The sequence below is a fragment of the Aequorivita lipolytica genome, assembly GCF_007997135.1.
GTDB lineage: Bacteria > Bacteroidota > Bacteroidia > Flavobacteriales > Flavobacteriaceae > Aequorivita > Aequorivita lipolytica.
Map to the genome: position 1 here is coordinate 42,173 of NZ_VORU01000004.1, position 22,267 is coordinate 64,439.

The 22,267-nt window shown below is 38.4% G+C and carries 16 protein-coding genes; 11 read left to right on the plus strand and 5 right to left on the minus strand.

Going from position 1 to position 22,267, the window contains the following annotated elements:
- Nucleotides 1-11 precede the first annotated feature (11 nt).
- Complete coding sequence (locus ESV24_RS06380; RefSeq protein WP_111815559.1) at nt 12-695, plus strand: 2'-5' RNA ligase family protein; 684 nt, start codon at nt 12-14, stop codon at nt 693-695.
- Between the two features lie 77 nt (nt 696-772).
- Here ESV24_RS06380 and ESV24_RS06385 read toward each other — a convergent pair whose 3' ends face one another.
- The 4 genes from ESV24_RS06385 to ESV24_RS06400 all read right to left on the minus strand — a co-directional run bounded on the left by ESV24_RS06385 (nt 773) and on the right by ESV24_RS06400 (nt 5,455).
- On the minus strand, nt 773-1,399 hold the full coding sequence (locus tag ESV24_RS06385) for an SDR family oxidoreductase (RefSeq protein WP_111815560.1): 627 nt from the start codon (nt 1,397-1,399) through the stop codon (nt 773-775).
- A gap of 102 nt (nt 1,400-1,501) precedes the next feature.
- Nucleotides 1,502-2,398 (minus strand): M14 family metallopeptidase, encoded by an 897-nt coding sequence (locus tag ESV24_RS06390; protein ID WP_235004002.1) that lies wholly within the window; start codon nt 2,396-2,398, stop codon nt 1,502-1,504.
- Between the two features lie 75 nt (nt 2,399-2,473).
- The gene (locus ESV24_RS06395) at nt 2,474-3,526 is read right to left on the minus strand and encodes an ATP-grasp domain-containing protein (protein WP_111815561.1); all 1,053 of its coding nucleotides are present in this window, start codon (nt 3,524-3,526) and stop codon (nt 2,474-2,476) included.
- 90 nt (nt 3,527-3,616) lie between these two features.
- Nucleotides 3,617-5,455 carry a peptidase MATCAP family protein gene (locus tag ESV24_RS06400; RefSeq protein WP_111815562.1) on the minus strand — a complete coding sequence of 613 codons (1,839 nt, stop codon included), beginning with the start codon at nt 5,453-5,455 and terminating at the stop codon, nt 3,617-3,619.
- A 203-nt stretch (nt 5,456-5,658) separates the two neighbouring features.
- On the opposite strand from ESV24_RS06400, the gene ESV24_RS06405 reads away from it, so the two are divergent.
- From ESV24_RS06405 to lepB, 6 genes are all read left to right on the plus strand, one after another.
- The gene (locus ESV24_RS06405; RefSeq protein WP_111815563.1) at nt 5,659-6,540 is read left to right on the plus strand and encodes an SDR family oxidoreductase; all 882 of its coding nucleotides are present in this window, start codon (nt 5,659-5,661) and stop codon (nt 6,538-6,540) included.
- A gap of 160 nt (nt 6,541-6,700) precedes the next feature.
- Complete coding sequence (locus ESV24_RS06410) at nt 6,701-7,471, plus strand: ParA family protein (RefSeq protein ID WP_111815564.1); 771 nt, start codon at nt 6,701-6,703, stop codon at nt 7,469-7,471.
- Nucleotides 7,472-8,371, plus strand: coding sequence for a ParB/RepB/Spo0J family partition protein (locus ESV24_RS06415; RefSeq protein ID WP_111815565.1), 900 nt, complete (start codon nt 7,472-7,474; stop codon nt 8,369-8,371).
- Nucleotides 8,361-8,942 carry a DUF5683 domain-containing protein gene (locus ESV24_RS06420; RefSeq protein ID WP_111815566.1) on the plus strand — a complete coding sequence of 194 codons (582 nt, stop codon included), beginning with the start codon at nt 8,361-8,363 and terminating at the stop codon, nt 8,940-8,942. Before ESV24_RS06415 ends, ESV24_RS06420 begins: the two co-directional genes overlap by 11 nt.
- Nucleotides 8,943-9,063: 121 nt before the next feature.
- Nucleotides 9,064-9,762 carry a 4-hydroxy-tetrahydrodipicolinate reductase gene (gene dapB, locus ESV24_RS06425; RefSeq protein ID WP_111815567.1) on the plus strand — a complete coding sequence of 233 codons (699 nt, stop codon included), beginning with the start codon at nt 9,064-9,066 and terminating at the stop codon, nt 9,760-9,762.
- A 72-nt stretch (nt 9,763-9,834) separates the two neighbouring features.
- On the plus strand, nt 9,835-11,394 hold the full coding sequence (lepB, locus tag ESV24_RS06430; RefSeq protein ID WP_111815568.1) for a signal peptidase I: 1,560 nt from the start codon (nt 9,835-9,837) through the stop codon (nt 11,392-11,394).
- Nucleotides 11,395-11,451: 57 nt separating this feature from the next.
- On the opposite strand, the gene ESV24_RS06435 is transcribed toward lepB, so the two are convergent.
- On the minus strand, nt 11,452-12,570 hold the full coding sequence (locus ESV24_RS06435; protein ID WP_111815569.1) for a PQQ-dependent sugar dehydrogenase: 1,119 nt from the start codon (nt 12,568-12,570) through the stop codon (nt 11,452-11,454).
- A 485-nt stretch (nt 12,571-13,055) separates the two neighbouring features.
- Here ESV24_RS06435 and ESV24_RS06440 point away from each other — a divergent pair, with 485 nt between their 5' ends.
- The 4 genes from ESV24_RS06440 (at nt 13,056) to ESV24_RS06455 (ending at nt 22,254) form a co-directional block, all read left to right on the plus strand.
- The gene (locus ESV24_RS06440) at nt 13,056-18,554 is read left to right on the plus strand and encodes a CHAT domain-containing protein (RefSeq protein ID WP_111815570.1); all 5,499 of its coding nucleotides are present in this window, start codon (nt 13,056-13,058) and stop codon (nt 18,552-18,554) included.
- A 154-nt stretch (nt 18,555-18,708) separates the two neighbouring features.
- Nucleotides 18,709-19,200, plus strand: a complete 492-nt coding sequence (locus ESV24_RS06445; RefSeq protein WP_111815571.1) for an acyl-CoA carboxylase biotin carboxyl carrier protein subunit — start codon at nt 18,709-18,711, stop codon at nt 19,198-19,200.
- On the plus strand, nt 19,196-20,635 hold the full coding sequence (gene accC, locus ESV24_RS06450; RefSeq protein WP_111815805.1) for an acetyl-CoA carboxylase biotin carboxylase subunit: 1,440 nt from the start codon (nt 19,196-19,198) through the stop codon (nt 20,633-20,635). The genes ESV24_RS06445 and accC overlap by 5 nt, the downstream gene beginning before the upstream one ends.
- Nucleotides 20,636-20,712: 77 nt before the next feature.
- On the plus strand, nt 20,713-22,254 hold the full coding sequence (locus tag ESV24_RS06455) for an acyl-CoA carboxylase subunit beta (RefSeq protein WP_111815572.1): 1,542 nt from the start codon (nt 20,713-20,715) through the stop codon (nt 22,252-22,254).
- Nucleotides 22,255-22,267: the final 13 nt, after the last annotated feature.

Genomic DNA, 22,267 nt, shown 5'->3' on the forward strand with positions numbered 1-22,267 from the left:
AAGTTGCAATTATGAAAAAACGCTTCATTGCAATGGCCGTTAGCTTAGGTCTGCTTTCTTGTGCTCCAAAAAAGGATAATATAATCGCGATAGATGTTTTGATAATTCCTTCGGAAGAAATGGATGCGCAAGCTCTTAAACTAAATTCACACATACATCAAAATAATCCAGAAACTATTAAGCTTGATGAGAACCATATCCCGCACATTACGCTTTTGCAATGTTTCATAAATGCAACCGATTTGCCAAAAGTGAATGCGGCTCTGGAAGGTTTACATAAAGCAATCCCGCAAGATTCCCTGCAAGCTGAAAGCCTTTTCTATTACCAAGACAAAGAGGAAAGTTTCGCAATGGTGCGTATTGAAAAGACCAAGTCTTTGTTGAAAATTCATAAAAAGACAATTGAACTGGTAAAACCATATATTGTAAAAAACGGTTCCGAAGAATCCTTCGTACAAAATCCTGACGGAAGTCCCATTCGTGAATCCACCGTGATCTATGTTCCCGAATTTATTGAGAAATATAGCTACGAAAATTTTGATCCGCACATAAGTCTTGGTGTGGCGCAGAAAATGTTATTGGACAGCTTGGCGCAACATGTTTTCAAACCAATTCAATTTGAAGCAGCTTCTCTAAGCGTTTATCAATTGGGAGATCACGGAACGGCACAAAAATTACTTTGGCAATCGGAATGATTTTAATAAATGCCGCCCATAAAAAAAGCATCTAAAATAATTCAGATGCTTTTTAATTAATTTTCTAATCAGAAATTTTAAATTTTTTCTAACGCAGCTTTAATGTAAGTTTCGCCTTCTAAAATTTCAAAGGTTTTGTTTTTTGCAACGTCATCTTCCAAAGAGCCAACCAAAGTTTCAGCTACATCGCGACGGGAAATCTCACCGCTTTTATTTAGCTTGTTGTCCAATTCGATTTTTCCTTTTCCTTCATTGTTATTAAGAGCCCCCGGACGCACAATAGTATATTCAAGTCCCGAATTTTTAAGATGTTCATCGGCGTTGTGTTTCGCTTTCAGGTAATCTTTTAATTCAGAAGCTTCTTCGGGATTATCGGCACCCATCGAGCTTAGCATCACAAACTTCTTAATACCGTCTTTCTTAGATGCATCCACCAATTTCTTTGCACCTTCTTGGTCAACTTCCTTTACTTTCTTTCCGCCCGAACCAGCTGCAAAAATTACACGATCAATGCCTTTAGTGGTTTGGCTCACATCATTTTCAAGATCTGCAAGAATGGTTTTTATGCCTTCATTCTTAAACTGTGAGATTTCATCCTCTTTTCGAACCATTGCAATAGGTTCGTATTTATTCGAATTTTTTAATATTGAAATTATCTTTTTTCCTGTGGTGCCATTTGCACCTGCTATTAATACTTTTTCCATAGTCTCAAGATACAAAGAGGGGGAAGTGAAAGACACGCATTTGGCAATCTTTAACCCTCAGTTTACTATTTTTTTTAAAAAATTTAACTTCAACAGTAAATCTTAATGTGCTTCATCCACTACAAAAAAGCCGTCATTACCTTGACTTTGATAAAGTGGCATAAAAATATAAGCATCCCATTCGCTATAAATGGCTTTGTCGTTTTGGTATGCCAACAATTCTCCTTTTTCTATTGGTTGAAAATTGCTATAACCAGGCTCCATCTCAAATTCATCCTCATCTTTTATTCCGTGGCGGTATTCGATTTCGAAAGTTTTGCGATTTTTTCTTTTTTTCGCTAGCATTTTAGCTGCTTCAGGGTAATTTATTAATGAATCTAAATTTAACTCGCAGGCGTGCTGAAGGGCCAACCAAATCATCCCTTCATGGTTTTTTTCTGAAATTTTACTTTCGTGTTGCCCGCCTTCAAACACAAAACCGGTGATTCCTATTCTGCTTTCGTAGTGGTCGATGCAGCCCAAAACGATATCTGAGAATCCGCGAATTATGTAAGTTGGAAATTTATGCGCCCAAGCATCATTATCATTCACATCCTGAACTGAAATGTAAGGCTCACTTGCGGACGAAGTGGTGTGGCAGTCTAAAAAATAGCGTTTGGTAAAATCCTTTTCAGGATATTTTTCTAGAACATCAATTATCTCAAACATTTCCTTTTTTTCGTGGGAATTTTTGTTTTCTGAGGCGATGTTTTCTTTAGTCCAAGTTCGGTTCAAATCTTCATCAATATAGCGAACGGCTTTGCTTAATGCCTCTTGGTTCCCTGAAACGCCAATTACTTTACCCATAATATCGGGCTTTTCAGCGTTTAGAATTTCAAAAACCTCTTTCAAAGCCACGACACCGCTTGGCTCATTTCCGTGCACACCGGCAGTAATAAACAATAAGGGGCCTTTTTTATCGCTATCGTATTCTCCAATAATTCTCGGTATGTCTTTCAAATCTTTGTTTTTTATTAGTTGTGAACCATCAATTTTGTATCGTGCACCCAGCACCCAGCATCTAGCAATTTTTTATTAGTCCATCGTAGCCAAAGCCCTATTACTTAAGCTATTTTTATAATATTTTCGGTACTCCATTTTACGCTCCAAGGCGTCAATTACGGTATCGGTAAATCCAGGCAAACCTATATCTTCACAATAGTCGAGACCGCCTGGGCTCAATACGTTTATTTCTATCAGTTTATCATCTACGATGTCTAAGCCAACAAAAAAGAGTCCGTCGCGTATAAGTTTAGGGGCGGTCAATGAAACTATATGCTCCATTTCTGGCGTGAGTTTTGTTTTTTTAGCTTTGGCGCCCAAGGAAAGGTTGCTTCGGAATTCACTTTTATCACTGCTTACCCTTCTTATTACCGCTTTTTCCCCGTTTTCCTCGAGAATTTTTCCGTTCATTAAAATCACTCTTACATCGCCTTTGCTTACTTTCGGTAAAAATTCTTGGGCAATGATGTATCCTTTGGCAATAAGTGTTTCCACAATTTGGTTGAGGTTCTTTTTGTCTTTATCAATTAAATAAACATCCTGTCCGCCGCTGCCTTCCAAAGGTTTTAGCACCATTTTTTTTCCGTTCTTCTCCCAAAACTTCATCAAATCTTCCTTGCTGCGGGTAATCAAACTGTTGGGCTTAATTTCTGCGGGCAACTCTTCAAAATACAACTTATCAATAAATGCATGGCTCATGGCGAAAGCGTCATTCAGCACCAAAACCCCCGTTTGTTGAATCATACGAGCGAAAGCGATTCCGCAGTGTTCTGCCCAATGTCTATCTGAAGTTTCTTCCGTAGGATTATTCCGAAGAAAAAGAATATCCATATCTGTGCTGGGTACTGGCTTCGCTTTTAAGTTGTCATCCTGTACCTGTTCCCAAAATTTTTCCACAGTCTCACCTTTAATTGAAGGTGGGATTTTTTTACAGCGCAGACTTATATCTTTGTCGCGATGAAAGATAAAATCGCCAACGCTCATAACATACACTTGGTGTCCCCGTTCATGCGCCTTTCTTAATATAACAACCGTTGTCCCGCAAGCTTCGGTTTTAATGTCACTTATTACAAAACATATTTTCATTTGTATTCATGTGTTTTAAAGGAAACCGGAATGCCCGATGTTCTGATTTTCTTTGTTTATGATCTTCTTTTTCGTGGGCAGTTCATTTTTTTATACCATTTCGGAGATGGAAATTCCTTGTCTCAATTTGGCCATTTTTTCTTTGAAACCAACTTCATTTAAATATCTAGGTTTTATTTTTGGTGGATACAGCAGTCCGCGATCTGTAAGATCTTTAATCATCGGCACATGTTTTAATGCAAATTTTCCCGAGAGCAGAAATTCTAAATTGCCTCCTTGAACTAGATAATCCCGAAGCTCCACAAGACCCTTTAAATAAATAATATCTTTTAGAAATCCGCCACCCTGAAAAATTCGGGAAGTAATATTGAATGCAGGTTCTTTTGAAAAGTTATACTTCGAATAAAGCAAATTGAAAACTTCCTTAAAATCTGCGCCATCTAGCAGCGCTTCTCCTGCAATAACGCGCCCTGCAAGTGTGCGCAACCTGTTTCCGGTGAGTCCTCCAATTAAGTATTCGGAAAGTACTGCTATGCCTTCCTGAAGCGAATCATAATCCGCGAGACCCTGTGAAAGTTGGCTCAGCGGCTGTTGGCTACCGTTGTAGTACGTAAGCGCGTGTGTGCCAACCTCGTGCTGGATTAGTGCCGATGCTTCAGATTTTGTCAATGTGTAATCTGCTGGAAGATAAAGTTCGCCCTTGGAAACCATCATAACATTTACATCTTCACGAATATGCACCCTGCACGTGTAATCAGGAGCTTGGATTCGGAAAAAATCAAATTCAGCTTCAGCCATTCTTCCGAAGGCTTTGGCATCTAAGGTCTTTGTATTTTCTTGGTATTTATCTTCTGAAATATTCTGAAGTATTGTTTCTGCTTCAGACACAATTTTTTTATCCAGACCTTGATATAACCGGACGCTGCGGTAGAAAAAATTCTTCGAGCCGCGCTCCTTCAGCATCGTTAATTGTTGGTCAATTTCCTCTCGTTTTTCGTCAAAGAGAAAGGAAATAGCCGGATCGTCAATTTCATCGATTCGTAAGTCGTAAAGTTTACGTTTTAGAATATCGGGGTCTATTGGGAGAAGACGGTAGTGATATGCATTTAATTCCTCAAAATTTGTTTCAAAGAAACGTTCGCGCATGGATTGGATATTCACTGGCGACACCAGCAACAAAAATTGGTAACTGCTTTCTATTTCCGTGAGTCCGCGATCAATTTTAAAAACTTCTTCGTGAATTTTCCGTTTCCCTAAAGCGGCAAAACTTTCTAAATCAGAAGACGTTTGCACCCTAATAAACTCAAAAACCGCTTTATGTATGGCAGCTGCAAAACCTTCTCTAAATTTTCTAAAATACAGTGGATATACATTTCCCTCAACATCTCTATAAACTGGTGGCACTTCAAGACCGATCATCGTACCACCATAGTCTTTAATTTCTTCAATACTAAAAAAAGCTTGCTTAGTTTGAGATTGTCTTTGTTTAGTTTTTTCAATTCGTGCAGTAAGCAATTGACCTCCATACCTTCTACTTTCCACTTTGTCCAGTTCGTCCCTTAAAACTTCCAGGGAAACCGGAAGCTTATGTGAGGGGCCGAGAATAACAAATTCGGTACTACCTGGAGCGCCACAAAATATTTCCATTAAGATAAACGAACCGAATCGCGCGCTCATTTTTTTGGTAAGTTCGTTTAAAAATTCCTTGAAATAGTCAAAATGTTCCTTACCTAAAATTAAATAGGAAGCCCCCGTTCTAGCCAAACGAATTGTCGCTTTGTCATCGGGAATATTTCGGTATATTATCAAGAAAGGCACATCGTGTTCCAAAAAAAGATAGCCTCCGTGCGGAAGGTCCATAACGGTTCTTTCTCCAGGTTTTAATTCACTTAAAACTTGTTCTTTTTCGGAGGTGGCAGATGCCTTCATTATGTGCTTTTTTGGATGGTTTTGTTATTAATCTTTGGGAAGATAAAAAAAAGGGGACGGTGCAATTGGAGGTTTAAAGTTTATTTAACAGGGAATTGTGGGTTCATTAGAACTTATAACGTTGTATTTGAAGAAACAGGTATCCTTTTTTAAATGGAGTTGTTGCTCAATTATATGTATTTTTGCACTTCAATTAAAATATTATGGACTACACTGCAAAAATGCTTCGCGACGATGCACTAAAAGGAAAAACAATAGTAGTAACCGGCGGCGGAAGCGGCTTGGGTAAAGCAATGACAACCTATTTTCTGGAATTGGGAGCCAATGTAGTAATCACTTCCCGAAACATAGAAAAACTGAAAGCAGTTAAAGAAGAACTAGAAGCCGCCACCGGCGGAAAAGTGCTTCCTGTGCAATGTGATGTTCGCAATTATGATGAGGTAGAAGCAATGGTAGCAGCTTCTGTGAAAGAATTTGGCACCGTAGATGTTTTGTTGAATAACGCCGCAGGCAACTTCATTTCGCCTACGGAAAGACTTTCCGCGAATGCTTTTGACACCATTATAGATATTGTTTTAAAAGGAACAAAAAACTGTACGCTCGCTTTTGGTAAACATTGGATTGAGAAAAAGGAAACTAACAAAGTGGTTTTAAATATAGTTACAACATATGCCTTTACGGGCTCGGCATACGTAGTGCCAAGCGCAACTGCAAAAGCCGGTGTATTAGCGTTGACCCGCTCTTTGGCGGTAGAATGGGCCAAGTACGGAATGCGTTTTAATGCCATTGCTCCGGGACCATTTCCAACAAAAGGTGCTTGGGACAGATTACTTCCGGGCGATTTGAAAGAAAAATTTGACCCAGCAAAAAAGGTTCCCGTCAAAAGAGTAGGTGAACATCAAGAATTGGCAAATCTAGCAGCATATCTTGTTTCAGACTTTTCAGCGTACATAAACGGCGAAGTAGTGGTTATTGACGGCGGCGAATGGCTAAAAGGCGCTGGACAAATGAATCAATTAGAAGAAGTATCACAAGAAATGTGGGATATGCTAGAAGCAATGATTCGCGAAAAGAAGAGTAAATAAAATGCTTTAAGCTATAGGCGATAGGCTTTAGGCAAAATAAGTAAAAGCTTACAGCCTAAAGCTTACGGCTTAAAGCTAATGTTCACTTCCTGTTAACAAAAATGATTTTCTATCCACATAATTAATTGTACTTTTAACTGCTAAAATCTCAAGCAAATTAATGGGTAAAATTATTGCAATTGCAAACCAAAAAGGAGGCGTAGGCAAGACTACAACCTCAGTAAATTTAGCGGCCTCATTGGGCGTTTTGGAGAAGAAAGTTTTACTTATTGACGCAGATCCTCAGGCCAATGCCACTTCGGGATTGGGTATTGATGTGGAAAGTGTGGAAATTGGCACTTATCAATTGCTTGAGCACAGCGCTACTGCAAAGCAAGCCATCGTTTCAACAAATTCTCCAAACCTAGATTTAATCCCCTCACATATAGATTTGGTCGCTATCGAGATAGAGTTGGTAGATGTAGAGAACCGAGAATATATGCTGAAGAAAGCCATTCAGGACTTAAAAGCAGATTACGATTACATACTTATAGACTGTGCACCATCATTGGGTTTGTTAACGTTGAACGCATTAACTGCAGCAGATTCGGTATTAATACCGATTCAATGTGAATACTTTGCTTTGGAAGGGCTCGGAAAGCTTTTGAACACTATAAAAAGCGTTCAAAAAATACACAATGAAAACCTCGATATTGAAGGATTGTTGCTCACTATGTACGACCAGCGTCTCCGCCTTTCAAACCAAGTGGTGGATGAGGTAAAAAAGCATTTTGACGAAATGGTTTTTGAAACAATCATTCAGCGCAATGTGCGTTTAAGTGAAGCGCCCAGTTACGGCGAAAGCATCATTAGTTACGATGCCTCCAGTAAAGGAGCCGATAATTATTTAAGTTTGGCGCACGAATTAATTAAGAAAAACGAAAAAAAATAAATGGCTAAAGCGACCAAAAAACAAGCCTTGGGCCGCGGACTTTCAGCATTGTTGAAAGATCCTTCCAATGATATAAAATCTGTAGCAGACAAAAATGCCGACAAAGTTGTTGGGAGCATTGTCGAGTTGGAATTGGGAAGCATTGAAGTAAACCCTTTTCAGCCACGAACCAGTTTTAACGAAGAATCACTTCGCGAACTGGCTTCATCTATTAGAGAACTTGGCGTTATTCAGCCTATAACGGTTCGTAAATTAGATTTCAATAAATACCAATTGGTAAGTGGAGAACGTCGTTTTCGAGCCTCAAAATTGGTTGGTTTAGAAACCATTCCATCTTACATTCGTATTGCTAATGACCAAGAATCATTGGAAATGGCTCTGGTTGAAAACATCCAGAGGCAAGACTTAGATCCTATTGAAATAGCGCTTTCATACCAAAGATTAATTGAGGAAATTAACGTTACTCAGGAGGAAATGAGCGATAGAGTAGGAAAGAACCGTTCTACCATTGCAAATTATCTTAGATTACTGAAACTGGATCCTATCATCCAAACTGGGATACGCGATGGTTTCATAAGTATGGGCCACGGGCGGGCGTTGATAAACGTTGCTGATTTAAGCGATCAACTAGATATTTACGAAAAGATTTTAAGTCAGAATCTCTCCGTGCGCGATACGGAAGCATTGGTTCGAAATTATAAAAACCCCAATCAAAAAACAGCTCCGCAGAAATCAAGCGCGCCAACTTTCGCCAAAAAAGCGAAGAAAGAGTTAACAGATCTTTTTGAAACTTCGGTTGAAGTAAAAGTTTCTAAGTCTGGAAAAGGCCAATTGGTTGTTCCTTTCAAAAGTCAAGAAGACTTCGAACGTATTTTGAAGCTTATAAAAAGTGAAAAGTAATTTCCTATATATTTTCTTTTTAATCTTCGCCACATCCCTGTTTGCGCAGACTACCGATTCTTTGGTTGTAAAAAAGGAAGAAAAGGTAATTGTGGTAAACGATTCAATTTTACCAAAAGAAGATTACAATCCGCTGGCTCCCGCAAAAGCTGCTTTTTATTCTGCCGTATTGCCGGGACTGGGACAGGTTTACAACAAGAAATATTGGAAAATACCAATCATTTATGCAGGAATGGCTGCGGGAGTTTATTTCTATAAACAGCAAGATGATGATTACGAGCGCTTCAGAAATGCTTACAAAAGGAGATTGGCTGGCTATACCGATGATGAATTTCAAGGAATATCAGATGACCGTTTGGTAAACGCACAAAAATCTGCACAGAAAAATAAAAGCATAAGTGTTATTGTAACGATAGCTTTTTATTTATTAAATGTGGTTGATGCAAATGTGGATGCACATTTAAGGCAATATGAAGTAAGTGAAGACCTTTCGCTTCAACCAAATTTCGATTATAATCAGTTTAATGCGAAGCCACAATACGGAATGTCGTTGACGTATCGGTTTAAGTAGAAGAAAGAATAGAGAGAAAAAAACAAAGAGAAAAGATGGAAGAGACAGGAATCAGGAACCAAGAATCAAGACGAATGGAAAGCCTAAAATTTTCTATCTTCTGTCATCCTTCATCTAACTTATGAAAATAGCACTTCTTGGTTACGGAAAAATGGGTAAGACCATTGAAAAATTGGCTTTGGAAAAAGGCCATTCCATAGTTTTTAAAAGCACCCTTGAATCTTCCGAAGGAAATTTTGAAGCTGCTGAGGTTGCGATAGAATTTTCATCTCCAGAGGCAGCGGTCGAAAATATTTCAAAAGCTTTACAAGCTGGAATTCCTATCGTTTCGGGTACTACGGGTTGGTTGGACAAATATTCTGAGATGGTAAATTTATGTGAAAAGCGTAACGGAAGTTTTATTTATGCGTCCAACTTCAGTGTTGGGGTAAACCTTTTTTTCAGCATAAATGAATATGCCGCTAAGTTGATGGCTCCGTGGAAGGAATACGATGTTTCAGTTGAAGAAATTCATCATCTAGAAAAAAAAGATGCACCCAGCGGCACAGCGATTACAATAGCCGAAGGAATTTTAAAACACAGCGATAAAAAGGATTGGAAGCTAAATACTTCCGAAGAAAATACTTTAAATATTACTGCAAAAAGGGAAGAAGACATTAAAGGAACTCATATAGTTTCTTATAATTCGGAGGTGGATACAATTTCATTTACACACCAAGCTTACAGTCGCGAAGGTTTTGCAAAAGGCGCTATTTTAGCAGCGGAATGGCTAAAAGATAAAAAGGGTATTTTTACAATGAAAGATGTTCTGTCAATTTAGAATTCAGAATTATGAATTCAGAATTTTTTTCATAAAGATTAAAGAATAAAAAATAATAATAAATAATAAACGATGAGTTGGACAGGTTGGTTTATATTTTTTTTAATAGTTCAGTTAATCCATTTTGCGGGAACGTGGAAGTTGTACCAAATAGCAGGTAGAAAAGCTTGGGAAGCAGCGGTACCGGTTTACAATTCCGTTGTTTTGATGAAGATCATTAATCGTCCGTGGTGGTGGACAATTTTGCTTTTCGTACCTATTGTAAACTTAATTATGTTTCCAGTGATTTGGGTGGAGACCCTACGTAGTTTTGGACGTAATTCCACGACTGATACTATCCTTGGAATTTTAACATTCGGTCTTTATATTTATTACATAAACTACACCCAAAAAGTAACACACATAAAAGATAGAAGCCTAAAACCGCCTACATCAGCGGGCGAGTGGGTGAGTTCTATTCTTTTTGCGGTAGTTGCTGCCACTATTGTGCATACTTATATTATGCAGCCGTTTACCATTCCAACTTCCTCTTTGGAAAAAACATTGTTGGTGGGCGATTTCCTTTTTGTGAGCAAATTCCATTATGGAGCGCGCGCGCCAATGACTCCCATCGCATTTCCAATGGTTCACGATACTATTCCTGTGGTTCACGTTAAATCATATCTTTCAGAACCTCAAATTCCTTATTTCAGATTGCCAGGTTTTCAGGATATAAAACGTAACGATATCGTAGTTTTTAACTGGCCCGTGGATACTGTAAATGCTTTCCAAACCGCTGGAGATGGTAAGTATTACTATAAGCCGATTGATAAAAAGTCAAACTACGTAAAGCGTTGTGTAGGCCTTCCGGGAGATTCCTTGGAAGTGCGTGATGGTTTTGTTTTTATTAATGGAAAACAAAATCAGTTGCCAGACAGAGCTAAACTTCAATTTTCTTATGATGTGCAAGTGAACGGGCAGCTAAACCCCGAAATGCTCCACAATCGTTACAACATTACAGACGGCTATGGTTTTGGAAACAACACGTACCGCTTTGGTGCAATCTCGGAAGAATCCTTGAAAATGCTGAAAAATAATCCAAATGTGGTTAACATAACTCGTTTACGGAACGAAAAGGGAATACTGGATGGACGTATTTTTCCAAATAATCAAAACTATGCTTGGAACAATGATTTTTTCGGGCCTTTATATATTCCGAAGAAAGGAGCTACCGTTTCCATTACCGCTGAAACATTGCCATTATATAAGCGTGTTATTGAAGTTTACGAAGGCAGCGAGCTAGGGATTGATAATGAAATTACCCAGTCTGGAACTGAAGTATTGCTGAACGGAAAGTCGATTTCAGAATATACCTTTAAAATGGATTATTACTGGATGATGGGTGATAACCGTAACAACAGCGAAGATGCTCGTACTTGGGGTTTCGTGCCTTTCAACCACGTTGTAGGGAAACCCGTATTTGTTTGGATGAGTTGGGATGGTATAAATAAAAAAGTACGCTGGGAGCGACTTTTCACAACCGTTGGTGGTAGCGGAAAGCCAGTTTCATATTTAATGTATTTTGTGATATTAGTAATTGGTTGGTTTGCTTTTGATTTCTTCAGAAAAAGAAAAAAAAGTGCTAAAAAGTAAAGATTAACCACGAATACACGAATAATTTTATAGATATATTCGTGTATTCGTGCTTTTTCATTCAGGAATCAATCTAAAAATTCCTTGTCCTTCAACGGCGATATAGATTAATCCGTCTGGGCCCATTTTTACGTTTCGAACACGCCCGATATCCTGAGCAATTTTTTCACGATTTGTGACTATTTCACCTTCTAAAGTAAGTAATTCTACATAGGAAAATTTCAATGAGCCAACCAATAACTTTCCTTTCCATTGCGGATATTTATTGCCTGTAACGAACGCCATTCCGCAGGGAGCGATTGATGGAACCCAATAATAAATAGGCGGTTCAATTCCGGGTTTTGTGGTTTCATCGGTGATTTTTGTACCGCTGTAGTTAACGCCATACGTAACAGTCACCCAGCCGTAATTTGCGCCTTTTTTTACGATGTTTATTTCATCACCGCCTTTTGGGCCGTGTTCGTGCATCCAAATCTTTCCAGTTTCGGGATGTTTTGCCATTCCTTGAGGATTTCGGTTTCCGTAGGTATAGATTGCTTTCTTTGCATTCGGTTCATTGTAAAATGGATTGTCTGCAGGGATGCTTCCATCATCGTTTAATCGATAGATTTTTCCTCCATCGCGGGTTATATCTTGTGGATTTATCTCTCGCTCGCCACGCTCACCGATAGAGAAATATAGAAATCCATCATTATCAAATTCAATTCGAGAGCCAAAATGTTGCCCAGCAGTAGTGTTTGGTTCGGCTTTGTAAAGCTTTTCAATGCTTGTTAAAGAGTTATTTTCTAATTTACATCGTATCAATGCGGTATGTCCGCCTTTGCCAGGTCCTTCTTCTGAAGCATACGTAATATAAATCCAGCCATTTTCCTTGTAATTAGGGTGCAATTCAATATCCAGTAAGCCGCCTTGGCCACTGTTATATACTGCGGGTACATTTGCAATTTCGGTTTTTTCACCATTTTTGAAATGAATTAATCTACCATCTTTTTCGGTGATTAGCATGCTGCCGTCGGGAAGCCACGTCATTCCCCATGGGTTATTGAGATCTTTTACAGCTTCTTCAATTTTGTAGGATTGCGGTTCTATTGTTAATGCTACATCGTTTTTCTTTTTTTGCTGAGCGCATGAGACCGACACTATTAGGAGAATTAAAAATGTAAAGTGATGTTTCATCTATATAAAATATTTGATAAGTATTAATACTTCAATTTCAGTTTAATAAGACCGAAGCCGAAAGACTCTGTCTAGTAATGTTATTGCCCAATTAATTTTCTCGTTTTAGAGATAACACAAAGGTTCGCGATTGCTGGATAGGCTTCGTGTTCTTTTGTCCTCAAAAAGATAATGAAAATATGCCACAAATATAGAAGCGTTTTGAAAATTTATGAAGTCTAAGAAAATATCGAAAACACGTTTAAGAATTCAACGGGAAAAAATCTTTTCAAGTCTGAAAAAATATCGTAACTTTTTAAACTCCTCAAAGAAAAGCTTTCTTTTCATTTAATTGCCTCATAATTAGTTGCTTAAGGTCATAATCATTTATTTAATTTGGCTTATATTTTTAATTAAGTTACTGTAGTTGAGCGCTGTATGCTTAAATTCTAATATTTTGAAAGAAAAAATTTATCTAAATTTTAAATAACCTAACACCCAGCAATATGGAACCAATCAAAAAACTTGTGGTTTATGGTAATAAGGAAACCGACGAAGAAGGAGCTGTTGTTTATAATTTACAAGCTAGCAACAGAGACGTTTCCAATCAGCACGAAATAGAACTGGAAAAAAATGATAAGTTGTTGGAGTTGGTACTTGACGATGGCACTACTTGGATGTGTGATGCCTCCACCATGCACGAGGTTTTTCCAGAACTTGATCCAGCGTTAAAAACTCCTGGAAGCCGCGATATGCAGCCTAATGTTTTTGTGTTGCCGCATTCTGTGGATGCGCCTTCAACAGAAAGGGGTATTATAGGTAAAATAGCAGTGAAACTTTTAAAAGTATTCGCAAAGAAGGCTATTGGAAAAGGAGTGGCAGAACTTTCAAAAAAACTGGAAGACAAACATTTGCAAAACGAGATTGACGGCACTGTTATCCCAAAAAACTTTTTGGCTACAGGGGCAGCCTTGTTCACTGTTGATAAGGACTTTAAATTCGGAATTTTTGACGGCAAACCTTCAAACAGTCCGTTTTTTCTTTTTATCCACGGAACAAACTCAGATACTTTCGGTGCGTTTCAGGATTTAAAGGCTTCCCCAGTTTGGAAAACAATGCATCAACTTTATGGAAAAAACGTGCTTGCTTTTCAGCATAGAACCCTTAGCGAAAGCCCATTGCTGAATGTGGTTAAACTTGCCCAAATGCTTCCCGATAATTCCGTAGTGCATATGCTAACCCATTCCAGAGGTGGAATTGTGGGTGATATTTTGAATAAATATAGCAGTACTAATGACGAGTCTTCTTTGGGTTTTACCAACCAACACATTGCATTACTAGAAAAAGAAGGAGACAGGCAAGAAGATATTGAAAATATAGAAGCGCTAAACAGAATATTTAAAGATAAAAAGATAACGGTTGCCAAATTTATTAGAGTAGGATGTCCCGCCGCGGGAACAAAGCTGGCTTCAAAAAGATTGGATCATATTCTAAATGTCTTCTTTAATTTAGTCACGTTAGTTGGTGGTCCATTTGGCGATATTTTAAAAGAATTACTTTCCGCAGCGGTTGAAAGTAAGGATGATGTAAACGTACTTCCGGGTGTAGAGGCTCAAAGACCAGAATCGCCATTTATAAAAATATTGAATGATCCATCACTTGAAACTGCTATAGACGGAAAGCCGTTGGCTATTATTTCAGGAAATGGAAAGGTGAGCTTTTCAGGACAGGGGCTTTTTGTAATTCTCGGAAAATTGTTCTACTGGCAACGAAATGATTTGGTTGTAAATACAGATTCTATGTATTTGGGAGCAAGGCGGAAAGATAATATTCAATATTTCTTTGATCAAAACGCAGATGTAAACCACGTAAAATATTTTCTGAATGATAAAACCAGAGAAGCGATAGACTTGGTGCTTAAAACTGCGGAAGGAGAACTCATCCCGGGATTTAAAAGTATTCCACAATATGAAATTCCCGGAAGCGATAGAGCACTTGTTGAATCTGGCGAATTGTATCCTTCAGCATTACCGCCATCAGGCAATAAACCAATTGTAGTTTTACTTCCCGGTATTATGGGCTCCAATCTTACTCAAAAAGATAAGGAAATATGGCTTCATTATGGCAGAATCTTAACCGGAGGATTAGTAAATCTTGGCTATTCAAACGTAAATAAAATTGTTGCAGATTCCGTAGTAAAAACTTCGTATTACAAACTTTATAAATATTTATCAGCCAAATATGATGTTGTGGTCTATCCTTTTGACTGGAGAAAACCGCTTCCCGAATGTGCGAGTGAATTCAATGTAAAAATTAAAAGTTTACTTAAAATAGGGCAGCCCATAAAAATTATTGGTCATTCCATGGGCGGACTTTTAGCACGCGATTTTATTTTGAACCACGATAATACTTGGCAAGACTTAAAAGCTTCAAAAGGGTTTAGGATGCTCTTTTTAGGATCGCCACTTGGGGGCTCTTTTAGAATTCCTTCGGTTTTATTTGGTGAAGATGCCATAATTCAAAAGTTGAGCAAATTAGATCTTTTTCATACCAAAGAAGGCCTGCTTAAAATGTTTTCACAATTTCCGGGTATACTTTCATTGCTTCCACTTTCGACTGATTCCAAAAACGATTTCGCTAAAATGGAAACTTGGGAAAATATGCGGAAGTATTTCGGAAAATCTGATTGGCCGCTACCGCTTAAATCCGACCTTGATTATTTTAAAAATTACCGCGATAATATCTTGAAGAAAAGGGACGATATTGATTATTCAACCATGGTTTATATAGCCGGAAAGGATAAAATGACCCCTTGTGGTTATTATTTGGATGAAATTCCCCCGAAAAAACAACTGTATTTCCTTTACACGGGCGAAGGCGATCAAAGCGTAACTTGGGCATCTGGTATTCCCAAACAGCTTATTGAAGCCAATGCCGTTTATTATTCGCGCGTAACGCACGGAGCTTTGGCGAATGAACCAGATTTATTTAACGCCATTGAGGAAATTCTAACAACTGGACAAACCAAATTAATTCGCAATACAAAACCATTATTACGAGGCGAAGAAATAGTTTTCAGGGCAGAGCCAGATATAGATTTTGATCTTTCAGAAAGCGGATTGGAAAAAACAATTTTGGGCCTTGAAGACGAAAAAGAACCAGTAAGCAGCCAAATACCAGTGACTGTAACCGTTAGTAATGGCGATTTACGATATGCTGAATTTCCCGTTATCGCAGGTCATTTTTTGAATGATGGCGTGCTTTATGCCGAAAAATCAATAGATAATTATGCTGATGGAAGCCTAACCGCGAAACACAGATTAGGCCTTTACCCCGGTGAAATTGGCACCAATGCAATATTTGGAAAAACAAAAAATAGCGATTTTAAAGGTGCCATAATAGTTGGGCTTGGCGAACCGGATCAACTTACCGCTTTTCAGCTTTCAAAATCTGTGGAACAAGGCGTACTCAATTATCTTTTGATTAAAAGAGGTGCAGAAGTTCCCAAAAAAGGCATGGGTGTTTCTTCTTTAATTGTTGCTACAGGTTATGGCGGCCTTACTGTGGAAGGCTCTCTTAAAGCAATTATTGATGGAGTTAACCGAGCCAATGAAAAGGTGAAGATACTTCCCGACGAAGGCTATAGAACCGTTCAAAATATTGAAATTATAGAACTTTACGCAGACAGAGCCTTAAACTGTATGTACGTGCTTAACAAAATAGCCAATAAAGAAAATTCTTCATATAATATTATTATAGGAAATAAACGAATCAAGAATCTATTGGGAATTCAGAAAAGAACCCCGTTAGACACCACTGAAGGTTGGTGGAACAGAATAACCATTAAATACAAAGAAGCCAATGAGCAAACAGGGGAGCCATCAAGTATGGTTTTCGGCTCTTCCACTGCAGATTCTAGAGAAGAAGAAAACGAACTTTACAGCAGTACTTCACTAATAGATCTGTTTATTTCGGAAGTTTCTAGTAGCAATCAATGGTCATCCTGCACAGCAAAAACACTGTTCGAATTATTAATTCCGAATAACTTAAAAGAAACTTTAAAAAGAAAAGGAAATATTTCGTGGATACTGGATTCCAAAACGGCTTCATATCCTTGGGAATTGCTTCAGGACAACACAACAAACGCCAAACCACTTTGCATCAATGCAGGAATGATACGGCAGTTATCTACAAAGGATTACAGAATAAACATAAAAAGAGTTGCTGAAAAAGGAGCTTTAATAATTGCCGATCCAATATTAGATGGCTTTATTTCCCAATTGCCAGGTGCAAAAGAAGAAGGAATGATGGTTAAGGAAACGCTGGAAAACGTAGGTTACCCAACCACTCATTTAATAGGAACAGGCGCTGAAAGTATAGTCAAAAATTTTTTCTGTAATGATTATACAATAATACATTTAGCTGGTCACGGGGTTTTCAATCCAAAATACCCACGAAAATCTGGAATGGTAATCGGTAAGGATATTTTTCTAACAGTATTCGAAATTCAGCAAATGCCGGTGGTGCCCGAACTTGTTTTCGTTAACTGCTGCCATCTTGGTTATACAAATTCCGAAGATGAAAGGTTTTATCAAGATCGCTATAAACTGGCAGCGAACATTGGTACCCAATTAATAAGCATAGGCGTAAAAGCAGTAATAGCTGCCGGTTGGGCCGTTAATGATGCCGCAGCGCTAGATTTTGCACGGGTTTTTTATAGCAGTATGTTCTCTGGAGATAGTTTTGGCGATGCCGTGAAAAAAGCTCGCAATTACATTTATGATAAACATCCGGGCAATAATACCTGGGGTGCCTACCAATGTTATGGAGACCCTTTCTTTAAACTGAAAGGAATTTCCGGCGGAAGAGGTTCTTGGTCGCCAAGTTATATAGTACCGCAGGAAGCCGAAATTCATTTAGATAACCTGTTAAACCAGTTACAGATGGCAACAACTGCTGGTAAAGACCATTTGGCAGAATTGAACACCATAATGACTGCCGTAGACAGAGATGTTTTTAGAACCCCACAAATTATAGAGCGAGTAGCTAAAATTTACCAAGAACTTGCAATGTATATTGACGCTGTTGGTAATTATGAAGAGTTACTTAAAATGGAAAATGCAGATTTCTCCTTTTCTTGTATGGAAAAATATTGCAATACAAGGGCAAAGCTTTATATCAAAGAAATTTTTGAAAATGAAAAAGCCACATCAGTTTTAAAAAAAGAAGTATACACAAAAATAGAACGTGTAATAAGTGATCTCTCCGTATTGCTTTTTGCAGGAGAAACTGCCGAACGCCACAACCTTTTAGGAAGCGCTTATAAACGACTGGCTATGCTAGCTCCAGATTCTAAAAAACGTGCTGATGCATATAAAACCTCAATTTCCCATTATGAGCGCGCTTATGAAAATAATTTTAATTCAAATAAAATTTATTCCCTTTCAAATTCCATAGAGCTTGCTTGTTTATTGGTTTTCAACGGTGCTGTAAAAGATGGGGGTGAATTTACGGTTGACAAAACAAAATATAAATTAAGATCAATTTCCGAAGCCCAACAATTACTCAATGAGTTTCAAAATAAATTAAAAGAAAAAGCTGAGTCCGAAGACCTAAATTATTGGGACTTGATAGCATTTTTAAATATTGATTTATGCCTTCTGTTAATTATTGAGGATGAAAACATTGAATTGAAATGGAATGAGGTAATTCAAAATTTCAAGAATATTTGGCAAAAAGCTGGTTCGGTAGCCAAAAAAGCAGCAGAATTGGAACATCTTGAGTTTTTAATACTATCGCTCAATGCAGTGGCCGGTTTAAATGGCGAAAGCTATTCCCCGAACAAAGATTTGGAAACGCGAATAAATGAATTGAGAACTGCCTTAAGTGCGGTAAGAAAAAAAATGAAGTCAAAGGCAATTGTGATTGAAAAGCCAAAGAATGAAGCGAAGCCGAAATCGAAATTGAAATCGAAACCCAAATCGAAATCGAAATCGAAAAAATAGTTGAAACAATAGGTTTCCTAAAAAGAGGTGTTTAAAAAAGTTAAAAATATTTCACTCCTGAAATTACAAAACCTTTTAAACACCTTTCCTATTATAAAGCTTTCATATTGGCATACTATTTCCACAAATAGTACCTTTATCAAAATTTCTATTTATGGAAGAACAATATAAAGCGATTGTAAATGATAACTTTGAGTTTTCACTTAATTCGAAAGACTTGGAAACCCTTGATATTATTTCCAACAATGAAAAATCCAATCTTATCTACAATAACAAATCGGTTGCCGTTAAAACTCTTAAAACTGATTTTAACAAAAGAATTTACACCATTTCAATAAATGGCAATCGCTATCAAGTAAAGCTAGAAAATAAACTTGACGCCCTTATTTCTAAAATGGGCCTATCGCTCGGTAATGCTTCGGTTGAAGATGAAATTCACGCGCCAATGCCCGGGATTATTTTAGAAGTAAACGTTTCAGAAGGAGATGAGGTTAAAAAAGGAGATTTCATTTGTGTTCTTGAAGCAATGAAGATGGAAAATAGCTTAACTGCAGCACGCGATGGAATTATTAAATCTGTAAACATCACAAAAGGCGAAACGGTCGATAAAGGAAAATTGCTAATTGAATTCGAGAAAAATGATTAAAAAAATATTAGTCTCCAACCGGGGCGAAATAGCTTTGAGAATTATGAAAACCGCCCAAAATATGGGTATTAAAACGGTTGCCGTTTTTTCCGAAGCAGATAGAAATGCGCCTCACGTAAGCTTTGCAGATGAAGGCGTTTGCATAGGCCCGCCACCTTCCAACGAATCTTATTTATTGGGCGATAAAATTATAAAGGTTGCAAAAGAATTAGGCGTTGACGCCATTCATCCTGGCTACGGATTTTTAAGTGAAAATGCTGAATTCGGTGAACATGTTGAAAAAAGTGGAATGATTTTCATCGGTCCAAAATCACACGCCATTCGTGTTATGGGAAGCAAACTTGCCGCAAAGGATGCCGTAAAAGCGTACAACATTCCAATGGTTCCCGGTACCGCTGAAGCCATAACCGATGTCAACGCAGCAAAGGAAATCGCAAAAGAAATAGGCTTCCCAATTCTCATAAAAGCTTCTGCCGGAGGTGGTGGAAAAGGGATGCGAATTGTTGAAAATTCAGAAGAATTTGAAGACCAAATGAAACGCGCCATAAGCGAAGCCGAAAATGCATTTGGTGACGGTTCTGTTTTTATTGAAAAATATGTCACTTCCCCACGGCATATCGAAATCCAAATTTTGGCGGATAATTTTGGGAATACCGTTTATCTTTTTGAACGTGAATGCAGTATTCAGCGTCGCCATCAAAAAGTGGTGGAAGAGGCACCTTCTTCAGTTTTAACCCCAGAAATGCGTAAACAAATGGGCGAAGCGGCCGTAAAAGTTGCAAAAGCTTGCGATTACGTGGGTGCTGGAACAGTGGAATTTCTTTTGGATGATAAACTCAATTTCTACTTCCTCGAAATGAACACGCGTTTGCAAGTGGAGCATCCAGTAACAGAATTGATTACAGGCTTGGATTTAGTGGAACAACAAATAAATGTTGCCAATAATGAAAAGCTTTCCTTTTCGCAGGAAGATTTAAAAATTACTGGGCACGCTTTCGAACTTCGAGTTTACGCGGAAGATCCATTGAATAACTTTATGCCAAGCGTTGGAAAATTGGAAGTTTATCGTCCACCGAGTGGAAAAAATATTCGGGTGGACGATGGTTTTACAGAAGGTATGCAGGTTCCAATTCAGTATGACCCAATGCTTTCCAAATTAATAACCTACGGAAAAACCCGAAATGAAGCGATGCAGACAATGCTTGAAGCAATTTCAGAATATCATATTGAAGGCGTCAGCACAACGCTACCTTTCGGAAAATTCGTTTTTGAACATGAAGCTTTCAGAAGTGGAGATTTCGACACCAATTTTGTAAAAAAATACTATTCCGAAGAAAAACTAAAAGCAATCAATGAAGAAGAAGCAAAGGTTGCGGCCCTTTTCGCATTGAAACAATATTTAAAGGATTCAGAAAAACTTCGATTACCGAAATAAATACTTTGCGCCCTCTGCGCCTCTGCGGTGGAATATTTACCACAGAGGCGCAGAGGGCGCAGAGAAATAATTGAAATATGACCGACAACAATAAAAAACTGCAAGAAATAATTTCCGAAGCAAAAAAAGGCGGTGGAGAAAAGCGCATTACAAAACAGCACGAAAAGAAAAAACTCACCGCCCGCGAACGCGTAGAATATCTTTTGGATGAAGGCTCTTTTGAAGAAATGGGCATTCTCGTCACCCACCGAACCACCGATTTCGATATGCAAAAGGAATTGTATTACGGCGATGGAGTTGTTACGGGCTACGGAACAATCAATGGCCGTTTGGTATATGTTTTTGCACAGGATTTTACGGTTTTTGGTGGTGCACTCTCTGAAACACACGCTGAGAAAATCTGTAAAATAATGGATCATGCCGTGAGTGTTGGTGCGCCAATAATTGGTTTGAACGATTCGGGTGGGGCGCGTATTCAGGAAGGCGTTCGTTCTTTGGGCGGGTATGCAGATATCTTTTACAGGAACGTACAGGCTTCTGGCGTTGTTCCACAGATTTCGGCAATTATGGGGCCGTGTGCTGGTGGCGCAGTTTATTCACCAGCGATGACAGACTTCACTTTGATGGTGCAGGATAGCAGTTATATGTTTGTTACGGGACCGAACGTGGTAAAAACTGTTACCAATGAAAACGTAACTTCGGAAGAATTGGGCGGCGCACGAACGCACGCCACTAAAAGCGGAGTTACACATTTCACCGCTGCGAATGATATTGTGTGTTTGGAACAAATTAAAACCTTGCTCAGTTATCTTCCGCAGAACAATAAAACAGTAACAGAGAAATTGCCGTTTGAAGCTGTTGATGAATTTCGGGATGAGCTGGAAACCATCGTTCCGGATTCCGCCAACAAGCCCTATGATATGCACGACGTAATCAATGGAATAATTGACGAAGATTCCTTTTTTGAAGTGCATAAGGATTACGCAGAAAATATTATAGTTGGTTTTGCAAGACTTGGCGGAAGAAGCATCGGTATTGTTGCAAACCAACCTATGAGTTTAGCGGGCGTTTTGGATGTGGACAGTTCCAAAAAAGGCGCGCGGTTTACGCGTTTCTGCGATTGTTTTAATATTCCGTTATTGGTTTTGGTTGATGTTCCGGGCTTTCTTCCGGGAACGGACCAAGAATGGAATGGCATTATTCTAAACGGGGCCAAATTACTTTACGCTTTAAGTGAAGCAACCGTGCCGCGTGTTACTGTAATTACCAGAAAAGCCTATGGCGGTGCGTATGATGTTATGAACAGCAAACACATTGGCGCAGATATGAATTATGCGTGGCCAACTGCTGAAATTGCCGTGATGGGCGCGAAGGGCGCCAGTGAGATTATTTTCAGAAAGGAAATTGCTGCTGCCGAAAATCCTGAATTGAAACTTTCGGAAAAAGAAGCTGAATATGCTGAAACTTTTGCAAATCCTTTTAAAGCAGCACAACGTGGATTTATTGATGAAGTAATCCAACCACGAGAAACCCGAAGAAAATTATTGAAAGCTTTTGCAATGTTGGAAACAAAAGACGTGCCGCGGCCTAACCGTAAACACGGCAATATTCCGTTGTAAGAATATTAAAAAA

Bases quoted from the DNA above. Each gene is read 5' to 3' on its own strand.
- lepB (WP_111815568.1), top strand. From the start codon at position 9,835: ATGAGTTGGACAGGTTGGTTTATATTTTTTTTAATAGTTCAGTTAATC.
- ESV24_RS06380 (WP_111815559.1), top strand. From the start codon at position 12: ATGAAAAAACGCTTCATTGCAATGGCCGTTAGCTTAGGTCTGCTTTCT.
- dapB (WP_111815567.1), top strand. From the start codon at position 9,064: ATGAAAATAGCACTTCTTGGTTACGGAAAAATGGGTAAGACCATTGAA.
- ESV24_RS06435 (WP_111815569.1), bottom strand. From the start codon at position 12,570: ATGAAACATCACTTTACATTTTTAATTCTCCTAATAGTGTCGGTCTCA.
- ESV24_RS06400 (WP_111815562.1), bottom strand. From the start codon at position 5,455: ATGAAGGCATCTGCCACCTCCGAAAAAGAACAAGTTTTAAGTGAATTA.
- ESV24_RS06440 (WP_111815570.1), top strand. From the start codon at position 13,056: ATGGAACCAATCAAAAAACTTGTGGTTTATGGTAATAAGGAAACCGAC.
- ESV24_RS06410 (WP_111815564.1), top strand. From the start codon at position 6,701: ATGGGTAAAATTATTGCAATTGCAAACCAAAAAGGAGGCGTAGGCAAG.
- ESV24_RS06385 (WP_111815560.1), bottom strand. From the start codon at position 1,399: ATGGAAAAAGTATTAATAGCAGGTGCAAATGGCACCACAGGAAAAAAG.
- ESV24_RS06415 (WP_111815565.1), top strand. From the start codon at position 7,472: ATGGCTAAAGCGACCAAAAAACAAGCCTTGGGCCGCGGACTTTCAGCA.
- ESV24_RS06445 (WP_111815571.1), top strand. From the start codon at position 18,709: ATGGAAGAACAATATAAAGCGATTGTAAATGATAACTTTGAGTTTTCA.
- ESV24_RS06405 (WP_111815563.1), top strand. From the start codon at position 5,659: ATGGACTACACTGCAAAAATGCTTCGCGACGATGCACTAAAAGGAAAA.
- ESV24_RS06455 (WP_111815572.1), top strand. From the start codon at position 20,713: ATGACCGACAACAATAAAAAACTGCAAGAAATAATTTCCGAAGCAAAA.
- ESV24_RS06395 (WP_111815561.1), bottom strand. From the start codon at position 3,526: ATGAAAATATGTTTTGTAATAAGTGACATTAAAACCGAAGCTTGCGGG.